14 protein-coding genes are annotated in these 13,769 nt (G+C 63.4%); 4 read left to right on the top strand and 10 right to left on the bottom strand.

The features are described from left to right. Positions 1-27: 27 nt before the first annotated feature. Together U0023_RS02690 and kynA are read right to left on the bottom strand one after the other, a co-directional pair. A complete protein-coding gene (locus U0023_RS02690; RefSeq protein ID WP_009763889.1) occupies positions 28-1,221 on the bottom strand; it encodes an aminotransferase class V-fold PLP-dependent enzyme in 1,194 nt (397 codons plus the stop codon). A 15-nt stretch (positions 1,222-1,236) separates the two neighbouring features. Then, on the bottom strand, positions 1,237-2,067 hold the full coding sequence (gene kynA / locus U0023_RS02685) for a tryptophan 2,3-dioxygenase (protein ID WP_009763890.1): 831 nt from the start codon (positions 2,065-2,067) through the stop codon (positions 1,237-1,239). Between the two features lie 165 nt (positions 2,068-2,232). Between kynA and U0023_RS02680 the strand changes: the two genes are divergently transcribed. Both U0023_RS02680 and U0023_RS02675 read left to right on the top strand, forming a co-directional pair. Continuing rightward, the gene (locus U0023_RS02680) at positions 2,233-2,475 is read left to right on the top strand and encodes a DUF3297 family protein (RefSeq protein ID WP_009763891.1); all 243 of its coding nucleotides are present in this window, start codon (positions 2,233-2,235) and stop codon (positions 2,473-2,475) included. Positions 2,476-2,571: 96 nt separating this feature from the next. Further along, a complete protein-coding gene (locus U0023_RS02675; protein WP_009763892.1) occupies positions 2,572-2,865 on the top strand; it encodes a hypothetical protein in 294 nt (97 codons plus the stop codon). Between the two features lie 32 nt (positions 2,866-2,897). On the opposite strand, the gene U0023_RS02670 is transcribed toward U0023_RS02675, so the two are convergent. The 5 genes from U0023_RS02670 to ampC form a co-directional block, all read right to left on the bottom strand. Continuing rightward, the gene (locus U0023_RS02670) at positions 2,898-4,292 is read right to left on the bottom strand and encodes a virulence factor family protein (protein ID WP_009763893.1); all 1,395 of its coding nucleotides are present in this window, start codon (positions 4,290-4,292) and stop codon (positions 2,898-2,900) included. Beyond that, complete coding sequence (gene mprF / locus U0023_RS02665) at positions 4,289-6,955, bottom strand: bifunctional lysylphosphatidylglycerol flippase/synthetase MprF (protein WP_009763894.1); 2,667 nt, start codon at positions 6,953-6,955, stop codon at positions 4,289-4,291. Before mprF ends, U0023_RS02670 begins: the two co-directional genes overlap by 4 nt. Positions 6,956-7,094: 139 nt before the next feature. Continuing rightward, on the bottom strand, positions 7,095-7,454 hold the full coding sequence (locus tag U0023_RS02660) for a hypothetical protein (protein ID WP_009763895.1): 360 nt from the start codon (positions 7,452-7,454) through the stop codon (positions 7,095-7,097). A gap of 436 nt (positions 7,455-7,890) precedes the next feature. Next, complete coding sequence (locus tag U0023_RS02655) at positions 7,891-8,157, bottom strand: DUF7696 family protein (RefSeq protein WP_009763896.1); 267 nt, start codon at positions 8,155-8,157, stop codon at positions 7,891-7,893. Between the two features lie 52 nt (positions 8,158-8,209). After that, positions 8,210-9,376 (bottom strand): class C beta-lactamase, encoded by a 1,167-nt coding sequence (ampC, locus tag U0023_RS02650; protein WP_009763897.1) that lies wholly within the window; start codon positions 9,374-9,376, stop codon positions 8,210-8,212. Positions 9,377-9,715: 339 nt separating this feature from the next. Here ampC and U0023_RS02645 point away from each other — a divergent pair, with 339 nt between their 5' ends. Both U0023_RS02645 and U0023_RS02640 read left to right on the top strand, forming a co-directional pair. Further along, on the top strand, positions 9,716-10,357 hold the full coding sequence (locus U0023_RS02645; RefSeq protein ID WP_245272994.1) for a Crp/Fnr family transcriptional regulator: 642 nt from the start codon (positions 9,716-9,718) through the stop codon (positions 10,355-10,357). An 80-nt stretch (positions 10,358-10,437) separates the two neighbouring features. Further along, complete coding sequence (locus U0023_RS02640) at positions 10,438-10,680, top strand: DUF6894 family protein (protein ID WP_154661145.1); 243 nt, start codon at positions 10,438-10,440, stop codon at positions 10,678-10,680. 21 nt (positions 10,681-10,701) lie between these two features. Here U0023_RS02640 and U0023_RS02635 read toward each other — a convergent pair whose 3' ends face one another. The 3 genes from U0023_RS02635 to U0023_RS02625 are packed head-to-tail and all read right to left on the bottom strand — an operon-like array spanning position 10,702 to position 13,671. Next, entirely contained in the window at positions 10,702-11,472 is a 771-nt protein-coding gene (locus U0023_RS02635) for an ABC transporter ATP-binding protein (protein ID WP_009763900.1), read from the bottom strand. Further along, positions 11,466-12,506, bottom strand: coding sequence for a FecCD family ABC transporter permease (locus U0023_RS02630; protein WP_154661217.1), 1,041 nt, complete (start codon positions 12,504-12,506; stop codon positions 11,466-11,468). The genes U0023_RS02635 and U0023_RS02630 overlap by 7 nt, the downstream gene beginning before the upstream one ends. Positions 12,507-12,534: 28 nt before the next feature. Beyond that, a complete protein-coding gene (locus U0023_RS02625) occupies positions 12,535-13,671 on the bottom strand; it encodes an ABC transporter substrate-binding protein (protein ID WP_040639089.1) in 1,137 nt (378 codons plus the stop codon). Positions 13,672-13,769: the final 98 nt, after the last annotated feature.

The following is a 13,769-nucleotide window of genomic DNA, read 5'->3' as shown; positions in this document are numbered from 1 at the left end:
GGACTGCCCCGCTCGCTGTTTTGATGCTCATGCCGCCGAGGATGTGCTGACGGGGACGGATTCGAGCGCACCCGCCTCGTCGATGCGGCGCACGAGATCATCCACTTCCTCTTCCGTCTGGTAGATGCCGAAACCGATCCGCAGGCGTTGTCCACGCACGTCGGTGACCACGCGCAGCTCCGCGAGATCGCGATAGATCGATTGAGCTTCGGGGGCTTGGAAGGTGAGGAAATTGCCGCGCCGCATTTCGTCGGCCGGCACCACGAGCGAGGCCTGCTCGAACAGGGCGGAACCGCCGATGCCGCGCAGGAAATGCTGCTGCAAAGCCTTGGCATGAGCGTGGATGATGCCGGGCGTGATGCCTTCCTCGGCAAGCCAGCGCATCACCGCGTTGAAGCGGTAAAGACCCGAAGGATCGAACGTCGAGCCCATGAAGCGCCAGCCGTCCTGGCTGTAGCCGACCTGTCCGCTCTGCGCGTTCGTGAGGTTGCCGAAAGCCGCGTACCAGCCCGTGTCGCGCGGACGTGGGCCCCAACCGGGCGGGCAGTGCATGAAGCATGCGCCTTCGCCGGCCATTGCATATTTGTAGCCTCCGGCGATGTAGAACACGCGTTCCGCGATGCTGCCGAGATCGGTCGGCCGCGCCATGAAGCCGTGATAGCCGTCGATCACGATCATCGCGCCGTCGCGATTGCATTCCGCAAGGTGGCGTCCGTCGAGCGCAAAGCCCGAATTGAAGAAGACTTGGCTTACGAAAACGAGATCGTAGCCCTCCTGCGCGGCTGCGTAGAAGCGATCCTCGAAGGTCTCGAAGGGCTCCGCCGGTACGCGCGTGACGGCAACGACCCGCTCTTCTTCCAGGCGCGCGATCTGGCGCGCGAAGGAGTGAAACTCGCCGTCCGACGTCAGGATGCGGATCGGCTGGTCGGTGGGGAAGCAGGAGAGGATGCGCTTCAGGAATTCGTGCGTGTTGGGTGCAATCGCGATGGTGGACGGGTCCGGCAGATTGAGGTGTCCGGCCACATGGCCGCGATACTCGGCGAGGACGGGGCCGAGGACATGTTCCCACTTGTCGTCGATGAGCCGTGCCGCGTCGTCCCAGGCCTGGAGTTGCGCATCGCGCGTCACGTCCGGCCAGGGATGATGGCTATGGGCGGCGAAATGCAGGCGGTCCGGCTCGGTGTTGAGGAAGCGGGAGAAATGCGAGCGAAGGTCAAGCATGGCGCATCTCCTTCGTCAAAGCTTGCCGCGAACGGACCAGAGTTCGGGGAAGAAGTAACGCTCCAGCGCCTTGCGCAGATAGGTCACTCCGGTGCTGCCTCCCGTGCCGCTGCGCATGCCGATGATGCGCTCCACTGTCTTCATGTGCCGGAAGCGCCACTGCTGAAAGGCATCCTCCAGATCCACCAGCTCCTCGGCGAGCTCATAGAGATCGAAATGCTCGCCCGAATGGCGGTAGATCTCTTCCCAGACGGCTTCGACGCCCGGATGCGCGGTGTAGGGCTGCGTCACGTCGCGATCGAGCACCTCGGCCGGTATCGCATAGCCGCGCCGGGCCAGGAGGCGGAGAGCCTCGTCGTAGAGGCTCGGTGCCCGGTAGGCGGCGTCGAGCTGCTCCGCCAGATCGCTCCGGTGGCGGTGGGGCGCCATTTTGATGGCATCCTTGGCGCCGAGCTTGAACTCCACCAGGCGGTACTGCCAGGACTGGAAACCGGAGGATTTGCCGAGCGCCGGCCGGAAGCTCAGATAATCGGAGGGCGTCATGGTGGAGAGCACGGTCCAGGCCTGGATCAGCTGCTCCTGAATGCGGTTGATCCGCGCGGTGCATTTGAACGCGGGCTGGAGTTCGTCGGATCGGATATGGGCGAGCGCCGTATCGAGCTCCCGGTTCAGGAGCTTCAGCCAGAGCTCCATCACCTGATGGATGGTGATGAAGAGAAGCTCGTCATGCTCGGCCGTCAGGGGAGTTTGGGCGGAGAGGAGAGTGTCGAGCCGGAGATAATCCCCATAACTCATGCCTTCGGAAAAATCCGTGTGAATCCCATCTGTCGCTGCGGACAACGCCATCTCCCTAAACTGCTCCGCTTCTTGGCGGATTATTGTTACCTTTAAGTCATTCAACGAAAGTAGGACATCCTAACGGGCTTGTCACGTCAAGGGGCCGGAATTGGCTTTCCCGTCCCGAGCGAGTAGGTTGCCGCCCCTTATGACCCAGTCCGGAGAAAACTTCGCATGACCGATACGCTTCCCGACCGCTTGTCCTCGAACCCGGACAGCCCTTTTTACAACGAGGAGTTGCTCGCCAAAGGGGTGGGGATCCGCTTCAACGGGACCGAGAAGACCAACGTAGACGAGTACTGCGTCAGCGAGGGCTGGGTCCGCGTGACGGCTGGCAATGCCAAGGACCGGTTCGGCAATCCCATGACCATCAAGCTCAAGGGCAAGGTCGAGCCGTACCTCCAGACCAAGGCGTAATGCTCCCGGGCAGGGCTGGACGCGCGCTGTATTGCGCGCCACTTTCAAGGATAAGCTTGTCGATCGGGGCAGATCCCCGGGAAAGGCTTGTCCTGGATGGCCATCGGCCGGCAGCGAACGATCTTGATGATTGCGGGCTGGCTCCTCAGCGCGCCGGCCCTGGCGCATAGCTGGTACCCGATTTGGTGCTGCAGCGATCAGGATTGCCGCGAGCTGAGGGAGGACCGGGGCGAGACCGTGACGGAGACGCCCGAGGGCTGGAGGCTCTGGGACGGGCGGCTCATCGGCCGGGACTATGCCAAAACGTCTCCCGACGCCAAGTTCCACCTCTGCGAAGAGCCCGCCACCCGGGCGATCATCTGCTTCTTCGCGCCGGAGGGATCGTCATGATGGGCAAGGGAGCCTGCCCATCATGACAGCTTTCAAGGCGTAGGTTTCATCCGCGTCCAGATCGCCTCTGCGGCCTTGCCGTAATCCCCATCGAAATGATGCCCGCCCTCCAGGGCGACGCGCTGCGCGCCGCCGAGTTCGGGTGCCGTGCAGGAGGTTTCGTTGTCATCGGCTTCCTCGCGGCCGTAGATGCACTGGGTCCTGTCGAGAGGCAGTTGATGCAGGAGAGGAGCCAGGGGCCGGCTCTCGGCGGAGGGTGCGCCGATGAAGCCTTCCACGGTCACCTCGAAATCGGCATTGGTACCGAGGGCCAGAAGCGACACGACGTTGACGTGATCCTTGACGGCTTTCGGCAGTTCGGGCCACACGTCGGGCATGATGTCGGATCCGAACGAGAAGCCGACGATCGCGTAATGGTTGGTGCCGAATTCGGCACCGTAATGATCGAAGAGCAGGGCGAGGTCGGAGGCCACATCCTTTGGGCTCTTCTTGGACCAGAAGTAGCGCAGCGAATCCAGTCCCACGACGGCGACGCCTTTCTGCGACAGCCACTCGCCAATGGATTTGTCGATATCCCGCCAGCCGCCGTCTCCCGAGATGATCACGGCCAGTCCCTTCACGGGGCCCTCGGGCCGGATGATCGAGACAGGCAATTGCGAAGCGCCCCGCTCGCCGGTCTTACCCAGCTCGACGGCGTTGTCGACCAGGGCCTGACGGGTCGCGGCATCGTCCTCGGCCAGCACGAATGCCACGTCGTCGTCGCTTCCCTGGAAGGTCTCGATGCCTTGACGCTCGCGCTCCGGAGCAATGGCCCGCCATGGATCGGGCAGGTCGGGTATGCGGCGCAAGGTAAAGTATCCGTCGCCCGCCGGCTCGAGCTTGGGATCGAAGCAATAGGTCCGGTCGGTTTTCAGCAGGGGCTTGAAGCCGATCCCGATGGCGCCGCCCAGGGTGTTGACGGGCGCCTGCGCCAAGGCCGCATAGGCGAAGGCCGCGCCGTCGCCGCGTCCGGCGATCACGGGAAAGAAATATCGCCCGAGCCCGAGCTTGCGCTGCACCGCCTGGGCCAGGTCCTTCATATCGTCCGAGATGTAGTGACACTCGTCTGTCGGAGGCGACTTGGCCAATTCCGCGCGCAGCGCGTCGAAGTCGAAGGACACCGCGATCATGTCGGCCTTCGCGAGCGCCAGTGCGTCCTGCCGGCGCGTTTGCGCATCGGTCTCGTTCGCCACCAGGATCACCAACCCACGCGGATCGCGGTTCTCGGCACGCACCACCTCGACGGAGCCGAATTCATCGATATCGATCTTCGTCGTTTCGATGGTCGGCGGCGTCAGCGCCGACCACGCCGAACGGCCGAGGAGGATGCTGCCGGACGCGAAGGCGGCGAGAGCCGCTACAACCGTCAGGATCTTGAGGGGCTTCATGATCTGGCTCCCTTGCTGGTGGTTCTGGACTGGGTGCCCGAAATCAGGTTCGTCACGTCGAGCAGGATCTGGGGCAGCGCCCATCCGCCGGGGCTGGCGAGATAGCGCGGCTCCCAGACCGGGCCGAACTTTTCCTTGTAGGCTCTTAAGCCCTTGAAGCCGTAGAACCGCTCGCCGTTACGGGCGACGAAGGCTGCAAGCTTGTGCCAGTTTGGCGCGAGTCGATGGTCGGACAGACCGGACAATGGCGCCATGCCGAGGTTGAACCAGCGGTAGCCCCGGGCCTTTCCCTCCTGCATGAGGCTGACGAAAAGCAGGTCCATGATGCCGGACACGCCGGGCATGTAGCGCATGAGATCGACGGTGATCTCGCCGCCGGGCTGGCCGTACCAGATATTGGCGAAGGCGACGATGCTGCCCTCGCGGCGGATGACCGCCACATCGAAGTGCGACAGGTAGCGCTCCGACCAGAAGCCGATGGAGAACCCCTTCTCGCCCGCACCGCGTTCCGCCAGCCAGGCGTCGGAGACACCTTTGAGTTCGGCGAGATGCGCGGGCACCTCGGCGGCGGGAAGGACCGCGAATTCCAAATTCTCGCGTTTGGCGCGGTTGAGCGCCGCGCGCCAGTCCTTCCCGGCCTTGCCTTCGGTCGTGAAGGCATCGAGATCCACATGTGCTTCCTCGCCGAGCTTCACGAGCGACAGGCCGCCGTCGAGGTAAAGGGGCAGATGGGTGGGGCTGACCTGATAGAACACGGGCCAGCCCGCGTGCCGATCGACCTCTTCGAGGAACTGCCACATGAGGTCGGCGGCGTGCTCGGGCTTCCCGATGGGGTCGCCCATGGCGATCCAGCTCTTGCCGCGCACGGCGTACATCAGGAAGGCCTCGCCGGATTCATGGAAGAGGAAGCGCTTGTCCTCCAGGAGGGCGAGATGCGCATCGGCCCGCTCAGCATGCGCCAGGGCGGGCGTAATCGCATTGGTCGTGACGGGATCGACCCGGTGCAGACCGGGCTGACGGTGGATCAGCGCATAGAGCGACAGGGCCGCCCCGATGATGATGGCGCCGAGGCTGCCGCGCAGGAAGCGGGATGCATCGTCGTGCCAGTTGAACTCCCACCACAGGTCATGGCTGTAATCGACGTCGTGGAACGCCGTGAAGCCGAGCCAGAGAGTACAGCCGACGATGAGGGCGATGGCCACGAGCCAGCGCGGCTCCAGCGGTTCCGCGAAGATCCCGGCCTTGCGGTAGAAGGCGGAGCGGTGTGTCAGGAGAAGGCTGAGAACGGCGCAGAGAACGAGTGCTTCCTCCCAGTCGAAGCCCTTGGCCAGCGACACGACGATCCCCGCGCCGATCAGTGCGACGGAGAGCGTCCAGGCGCTCGACAGGCGACGCATCAGGCCGCGCGACAGGATGAGGAGCATGACGCCGACCGCGCTGCCGACGAGATGCGAGACCTCTGCGAAAGGCAGCGGCACGAGGTGCCGCAGGGCGCGCACGCGGGAATAGTCGTTCGGGAGCGCGCCTGAGGTGAGCAGCACGAGGCCGCCGATGAACGTGAGCGTGGCGAGCGCGGCGGGCACGAAGGGCAGCACGACCCGTCTGACGCGCCGCACCGCCTGAGAGAACCGGGCATCCGAGCGCTTGATCTCGTGGACGGCGAACAGCACGACGGCGAACAGGAACGGGATCAGCGTGTAGGTCAGACGCCAGACGAGAATCGCGGACAGAAGCTCGGCCGTAGGCGCCTGCGGGAAAGCGAGCAGGATCGCCGCCTCGAACGCGCCGAGTCCGGCCGGGACGTGGCTGACGACGGCTAGCAGGATCGCGCTGGCGAAGACGGCGGCGAAGGCCGGAAACCCGATCCCGAGATCGCTGGGAAGGAGCACCCATAGGGCAGCGGCTGCCGCGCAGATATCGGTGAGGCCGAGACCGATCTGGACGAGTGCGGCGGATCCGCCCGGAAGACGGATCCGGATATCGCCCCGTCCGATTTCTCGGCCCCCCTTGCGGCTCCACGCCCAATAGGCCGCGAGAGCGACCAGCAAGGCTGCCCCGATGCCTTGGTTGAGGCCAGCCGGCAGGTAATCCAGCGAGGCGAGGGCCTGCGGCTCGGAGATGGCGCTGAGCCCGAGAACGCCCGCCATGCCGACCCAAAGGGTCATGGCGGCGACGGCGGTGAGCTTCGCGACTTCGGCCAGGGTCAGGCCGGCGCCGCCATAGATCCGCCAGCGCACGGCGCCCGCCGTCACCAGGGGGAAGCCGAGAGTGTGGCCGATGGCGTAGCTGGTGAACGATCCAAGGGCGATGGTCTTCAACGGCACCGGCTTGGCGGTCGCGGCGCGGACGCCGAAAACGTCGTAGCCGACGAGAGCGGCATAGCTCACGGCCGCGCAGAGGAGGGAGAGGCCGATGAGATACGAGGGCGTTCCGAGGGCGCTTGCAGCCACGGCCGCGACATCGAGGCCGGACAGGAGCTTGACGAGCAGGGCTGCCAATCCGGCGAATCCCGCGAGAGCGACGACCGGCGTGGCCCATCGCAGAAGCGCGTGCCGGCGGGTCGAGGGGACGACCGTCAGTAAGCTGGTGCTGGGGGAAAATGTCGCCTGCCGCGTTTCGGCGGCAGGGCTCGCATGGTCGGCCCGAAGAGCATTGGTGGGCATGGGAGATCTCGTCTGATGGTCTGAAGGGCGCCTGTCATTCCGGCGCCCGGATGCCTCGATAATCGATCAAGGCCTGAGCAGGGAATGTGCGGCGGCACATGGGAGCGGCGGCGCACGCGAGGGCGCGGCGCCGGCAGGCTCAGACGAGAGGTGGGCCAGTCGGAGGAGCGGCGCAAGGCCTGTGCGTGGGCGGCGCGGTGGAGTAGGCAACGCACGCCATCCGGATGAGGCGAGCCTGATCGAGGATGATCGCCGGTGCGACGGCTGGCAGGACGGAGCCCGCATCGTGATCGTTGTCGCCGTTGGCCTGGGTCTGGAGGCCGACCGCGTAATCGTCGAGCGGAGCCATGACGTCGCCGGTCAGGCTCAAGCTGCGCTCGACGGCGCCGTTCCGATCCCGGTCCTCGAACAGGCACAGCTCTGCCTGAGCCGTTCCTGCGATCAGCAGGAGCGCCAGCAGGGGCTGAACGAGGGCTAATAGGATACGATGCACGGGCACGGACAATCGCCTTATATCGATGCGATTATTCCACATGAAAGCTGAATGGTTGCTGATCGGGAACCGCCAGGGCGGGGCGGCTCTCCAAAAAGAAAGCGCCCACTTCGCAGGGGCGCTCCAAGGTCCGACCCGTAGGGGCAAATAAGAGGTCGGTGACCTATCTATTCAAAGAGTATTTTGTCCAAATTGTGACGGTTCATGACCTGAATGGGGCGTGTCAATAGAGCATCTGCGCTATTCTGACGCTTAGGATAGTTCATTCCCAAACGATTTGGCTTGATCGCGCAACTTATATGATTTATGCCGGACAAACCGTAGGGGCAAATACGGTTCGAGGGTCGCGAACACGGTCGATAAGGCCGGGCGCGGCCCTTTCTATTTATATCTATACGTTCATTTTATTGCTAAGACCCGTCGGCCTTGGGAATAGGGTCCGTCATTTGGACCTGCTGCGAGCCTCCTGCAGCCTCTCCACCATGGCCTTGATGTCCTCGACGGCCTTCGGGCCGCGGATGCCGATCACGCCACGGTCGATGGTCTTCCCGTTTTCATCCTTCCGGCCGTTGAAGAACACATCCCGTTCCTGCTTGGACATCTTCAAGACGGTGCGGGCTTCAGTTTCGATTCGCCACTCCTCGGACCAGGTGCTGACGGTTTGACCGGTGAGTTCGGAAATCGCTGTGGTGTCGCGGGAGTACGTCATGGCGGCGTTATGGCATTCAGCGGTGAACAAAGGCTTTCGGGCGGCTGACGGCTCACTCCGTCAGGCGGGACAGCACCTGATGGGCCGCCCGCACCCTTGCCTCGTTGGGATAGGCTTTGTTCGCGAGCATCACGATGCCGATCTTCCTGCCCGGCACGAAGGCGACATAGGCGCCGAATCCGAGGGTCGACCCCGTCTTGTTGACGATCACGTCGTCGCGCGGCGCCAGCGGCGGATCGATGGCGAAGGCTGGGGAGGCCCTCTGGTTCATCGTGTTGCCGGCGATGAACGTGTCCAATGCAACCGGATAGGGATATTGCTCCCAGATGAGGCCCTGGGTCAGCTCGCCCGAGCGGAAGTAGCAGGTCCGGGTCGCCCTGAGGGATCGTGCGATCGGTTCCGGAACCGAGCCGATTCCCATATTCACCTCGAGAAAACGGATCATGTCGACCGCATTCGACTTCACGCCATACGCTTCGTCCGCAAGCAGCGCTCGGGAAACGCGCACGGGCTTGCCGTCGCGGCCATAGCCCCAGGCGTAGGACTTCATCTCCGCCGCAGGAACCTCGACATAGGTCCGCCGCAGCCCGAGATCGCCAAACAGGCGCTCCGCCAGAGACGTGAAGCTCGCATCCATCGCCCGTGCGGTGACGAGGCCGAGCAGGCCGATGCTCGGATTCGCATAGCTGCGCCAAGTGCCGGAAGCCGAGGTGGGCTTCCACGCGCGATAATAAGCGATGAGCTGCTTGCGATCCTTCACGCTTGCGGGCAGCTGGAGCGGGAACCCGCCGGCAGTATGCGTTGCGAGATCCACGAGCCGAACCTTGTCGAAGGCGCTCCCCTTCAGCTCCGGCATGTGCCGGCTGACGCTGTCGGTCAGCTTCAGCCGGCCTTCGACCTCGGCATAGGTCGCCAGGGTAGCCGTGAAGGTCTTGCTGATCGAGCCGAGTTCGAAAAGCGTATCGCGTGTCACGGGAACCTGGGGCTCCTTCGATGCCAGGCCATATGCCATGAAATGGCGCCTGCCATCGACGGACACCGCGACGGCCATGCCTGGAAGCCCATACTGCGCAATGACCGGCTTCATGGCCTCATCGACGGCCTTCCGGACTTCCGCATCCTGCACAGGTCCTGCAGCGCATGCAGAAGACGGAGCACCGACGATGGATCCCATGAGAATGGTCGCAAGGCACGCGAGATGTCGTGGCGGCAAAGGCATGTCCTCTCAGCTCCAGCATGAGTCGGTCGGAAGGTGATTCATACGACCGGTCGGACGTGAGCGTACCGTCTCATGGGATGCAATCGGAGATCGGCTGGGGATAAGCCGCGGAGTGGGCTGAACATGCTCCTCGAACAAGCATTCGCCCGGCAAGCTCTCTTCAGGATGTGCTCGGACGCACCGCTTTTCCGAGGCTGCCAGCTTAGCCTGACCTGTCAATCGAAATCGGGGAGATGCATCATTCGAGCCAGGACTCAAACTGCGTTTCACCACAGCAACTGGTTTCTGGGTGCGCTGGAGCCCGCGGATCTGGCTTACCTGAAGCCCCATCTCGACGTCGTGACCCTGCCGAAGGACGCGATCCTCTACAAGGCGGGTGATCTCATCAACTACACCTATTTCCCGCATGACGCCATCGTGGGGTTGATCAATGTCATGGAGGAGGGGCAGTTCGTCGAGGTGGCCTCCATCGGGCGGGAGGGGATGTTCGGACTGATCAGCGCCCTGGTTTCCCGCGAGTCTTTCGGGCGCTACAAGGTGCAGGTCCCCGGAACCGCTTCCCGGATCACCGTGGACTGGATGCAGGAGGCGATCCGGATTAGACCGAAGCTGCGCCGGATGTTGCTGAGTTACACCGAGGCTTTGCTGGCGCAGACGTTCCAATCCATCTCCTGCAACGCCGTTCACACGGTCGAGGAGCGTTGCTGCAACTGGATCCTGAACGCACGTGACAGGATCGATGAGGATGTCCTCCCCCTGACCCATGCCGATCTGGCGGAACTGCTGGGTGTCCAGCGTTCGACGCTCAGCACGGTCCTGCGGGCCCTTCAGAGGCAGGGGCTCATCGCCCAGCAGCGTGGCGGCATCGTCATCGCTGATCGATCCGGTCTCGAAAATATTACGTGCGAATGCTATGATAAGACCAAGCGGGTTTACAGGCGCCTGCTGCCCCGTTCCTATCCTCCGGCCCACTCTTCGTAGAGTGTTCGGATGCAGACGAGTTCTTCTGCCTTCAAACTGCCCTGCGGATGAGGCGTCATATCTACCGGAAGGAGATTGACGTGGCCCGATATTATTTCGACGTCCACGACGGGGCGCAACTTGTCCGTGACGAGGACGGCTCCGAGTTCGAAAGCGACGATGCGGCCGTCCAGGCGGCGGCGCGGTCGGCGACAGAGATCGGCCAGGGGCGTTTGGCCAAGGGCGATTTCAGCGATGTCGTCATCGAGGTGCGCAAGGCCCAGAACCAGAATGTCTGTACCGTGACGGCATCAATTAAGATGGACTGGCAACCGAAGCCTTAAGGCAAGGCGGCAGATTCCCATTCACATTCGCGCGAGCGGGCCGTCGATGATCACGTGACGGCACAGGCGTGAGCATTGCTCGATGCGTCCTTCCACCTTGTAGATGGTCTGAAGCAGGGTCGGGGTGATTACCCTGTCCACCGGTCCGCAACTCACCATGGTGCCGGCATCGATCACCATCACCCGATCGGCCACGCGCAAGACCTGGTTCAGGTCATGGATGGCCAGGATCACGCAGATCCCGCGCTCCTTGGCGAGCGAGCGGATCAGAGCCAGCACTTCGACCTGTCGGTGCAGATCGAGCGCGCTCGTCGGCTCGTCGAGGAGAAGGATCTTCGGGTCGCGGACCAGCACCTGGGCGAGCGAGACCAGCTGCCGTTGCCCACCGCTGAGTTCGTGCAGGCCCTTGAAGGAGATGGGTTCGATCTGCAGGCCGTGGAGAACGCGGTCGACCTCCTCGAGGTCCATGTCGGTCACCTTCCGCCCCGCACCCTGCTTGCGGGCGAGGAGCACGGATTCATAGACGGTCAGAACCGTGTTCACCGAGGTGTCCTGCGGCATGTAGCAGACCTGGCCCGGACCGGGCAGGGGGGCCGCACCGTCGATCCGGATGCTTCCGGGGCCGTCGAGCAAGCCGGCGATGCGTCGGAACAGGCTCGACTTGCCGGCGGCATTCGGTCCGATCACGGCGGTGACCTCGCCGCCCTTCAGTTCCGGCGTGGTGACACCGGCAAGCACTTCCTGCTTGCCGTATCGAACGCCGACATCGGTGAGTTGCAGGCTCGTTACCATGAGCGCCTCCGGCTGGACATGATCAGGCTGAAGAGGAACGGCACGCCCACGAGGGCTGTGATGATGCCGATGGGAAAGATCGTTCCCGGCACGATGGACTTGCTGATGACGGAAGTCAGCGACAGGATTGCCGCTCCGGAGAGAACCGACGCCGGCAGGAAGTATCGCTGGTCTTCGCCCACGAGCATGCGTGCGATGTGCGGGCCCACCAGTCCGATGAACCCGATGGTGCCCACGAACGCCACGGGCACGGCGGCGAGCACGCTGATGATCATCATCGTCTCGAGACGCAGCCAGCGCACGTTGACGCCGAAGCTCGCCGCCTTGTCGTCGCCGAGGCGCAGCGCCGTGAGCGCCCAGGCGCGACGCATGAAGAGAGGGAGCGAAATCGCCACCACGGCGGTGGTGATCGCAAGCTTCGGCCACGTGGCGCGGGTGAGGCTGCCCATGGTCCAGAACACAACGGCCGCAAGCGCCTGCTCGGAGGCGAGATACTGCACCAGCGCAAGAAGCGCATTGAAGGTGAACACGAGGGTGATGCCGAGGAGCACGATGGTCTCGACGGTTACGCCACGCTTCTGGCTCATGAAGTGGATGAAGAGCGCCGCCGCCATTGCCATGAGCAAGGCGTTGATCGACACCACGTAGTCGATGGCCCAGGGCAGGATGCCGACGCCGAAGACGAGCGCGATCGAGGCGCCGAAGCTCGCCGCCGCCGAGATGCCGAGCGTGAAGGGGCTCGCCAGCGGGTTGTTGAGGATCGTCTGCATCTGCGCGCCCGCGGCCGACAGCGCTGCGCCAACGACCACCGCCATGAGTGCCACCGGCATTCGGATATCCCAGATCACCACGCTGATCTGCTGCGAGACGTCGGGAGAGCCCATGAGCGCCAGCACGACCTCGCGCATGGTGTAGCGGGCCGGGCCCAACCCCAGGTCCGCGATGACGGAGAGGACCAGAACGAGGCTCATGGCAAGAAGCACGAGCTTCTTGCGCTGCACGAGGACGCGGTAGGCTCCGCGTCCTTTCGGCATGGCGATGGCGGGAGAGTGAGCCAAGGGCTTAGTCCTTGTCCGCGAGGGAGACCCAGTATCCGGTCTTGTAGGGAACGGGCAGGAAGCGCTCGTAGAGCGTCTTCATGGTCGCCTCGGGATCGAGGTCCTTGAACAGATCCGGATGCAGCCACGTGGCAATCGCCTGGATGGCGATGAACTGATAGGGGCTGTTGTAGAACTGGTGCCAGATGGCATGAACCTGACGGTCGCGCACGGCCTTGACCCCCGTATAGGCGGGACGCTTCATCAGGGCGGCGAGCTTGTCGCGTGCCTTCGCCTTATCGGCGCCGGAGCCGACGCCGACCCAGGCTCCGCCCGGAACGTACAATTCCCAATTCGAGCCGGTGACGATCACCTGGTCCGGATTGGCCGCGATGATTTGCTCAGGATTGACCACGCCGAAGGTGCCCGGAATGATCTTGGCTGCGAGATTCTGCCCGCCTGCGACTTCCACGAATTTGCCGAAGTTCTCGTTCCCGAAGGACATGCAGCAATCGTCGGAATATCCGGCCGCACGCTCGACCATCACCACCGGCTTCGGCGGGTTGGCCTTCGCGAGGCGCTCGGTGATGAGATCGATCTGGGCCTTCCGGAACGCGATGAATTCTTCCGCCCGTGTTTCCTTGCCGAACAGCTTGCCGATGATCCGCATGCTCGCATCGGTGTTCTCGAAGGGTTTCTCGCGGAAATCGACGAAGACCACCGGGATGTCGATCTTCGCGAGCTTCTCGATGAGTTTGGCGTCGTCGGTCGCGGTTTTTGCCTCGATGTTGAGGAGGATCACGTCGGGCTTGAGCGAGACGGCCTGCTCCACGTCGAACGTGCCTTCCTTGAAACCGCCGAAGGTCGGGATCCTGTCGATCTGCGGATACTTGGCGAGGTAGTCCTTATAGCCGTCGAGATCTGCCTTCTGCAGATCGTCGCGCCAGCCCACCACGCGCCTGAAGGGCTGGTCGGTGTCGAGGGTCGCCACGAAGTACATCTGGCGCCCTTCGCCGAGGATGACCTTCTCGACAGGTGCGTTTACTTGAACCTGACGTCCGGCGATGTCGGTCACCGTGATCTTGTCGGCAGCATGAGATGGGACGGGCAGAAGCCCGGCGAGCGCCAGGGCGGAGCCGAGGGCCAGTTGTGAGAGTTGCATGACGCGCCTCGTGTCAAGGAAAAAGCAGGCAGTTCCTATGTCCATGACGACCATGAGGCAAGAAATATCTTTTAGAATTACTTCAATTAAAATGTAAA

The organism is Microvirga lotononidis (assembly GCF_034627025.1).
GTDB classification, from domain to species: Bacteria; Pseudomonadota; Alphaproteobacteria; order Rhizobiales; family Beijerinckiaceae; genus Microvirga; species Microvirga lotononidis.
Note: the sequence above shows the minus strand (reverse complement) of the source record. Positions and strands in the feature narration are given on the sequence as shown.

What these genes read in the sequence shown, in the direction of transcription:
- kynA (WP_009763890.1), bottom strand. Translation starts at nt 2,067, where the DNA reads ATGGCGTTGTCCGCAGCGACAGATGGGATTCACACGGATTTTTCCGAA.
- U0023_RS02675 (WP_009763892.1), top strand. Translation starts at nt 2,572, where the DNA reads ATGGCCATCGGCCGGCAGCGAACGATCTTGATGATTGCGGGCTGGCTC.
- U0023_RS02625 (WP_040639089.1), bottom strand. Translation starts at nt 13,671, where the DNA reads ATGCAACTCTCACAACTGGCCCTCGGCTCCGCCCTGGCGCTCGCCGGG.
- U0023_RS02690 (WP_009763889.1), bottom strand. Translation starts at nt 1,221, where the DNA reads ATGCTTGACCTTCGCTCGCATTTCTCCCGCTTCCTCAACACCGAGCCG.
- U0023_RS02670 (WP_009763893.1), bottom strand. Translation starts at nt 4,292, where the DNA reads ATGAAGCCCCTCAAGATCCTGACGGTTGTAGCGGCTCTCGCCGCCTTC.
- ampC (WP_009763897.1), bottom strand. Translation starts at nt 9,376, where the DNA reads ATGCCTTTGCCGCCACGACATCTCGCGTGCCTTGCGACCATTCTCATG.
- U0023_RS02630 (WP_154661217.1), bottom strand. Translation starts at nt 12,506, where the DNA reads ATGCCGAAAGGACGCGGAGCCTACCGCGTCCTCGTGCAGCGCAAGAAG.
- mprF (WP_009763894.1), bottom strand. Translation starts at nt 6,955, where the DNA reads ATGCCCACCAATGCTCTTCGGGCCGACCATGCGAGCCCTGCCGCCGAA.
- U0023_RS02655 (WP_009763896.1), bottom strand. Translation starts at nt 8,157, where the DNA reads ATGACGTACTCCCGCGACACCACAGCGATTTCCGAACTCACCGGTCAA.
- U0023_RS02680 (WP_009763891.1), top strand. Translation starts at nt 2,233, where the DNA reads ATGACCGATACGCTTCCCGACCGCTTGTCCTCGAACCCGGACAGCCCT.
- U0023_RS02635 (WP_009763900.1), bottom strand. Translation starts at nt 11,472, where the DNA reads ATGGTAACGAGCCTGCAACTCACCGATGTCGGCGTTCGATACGGCAAG.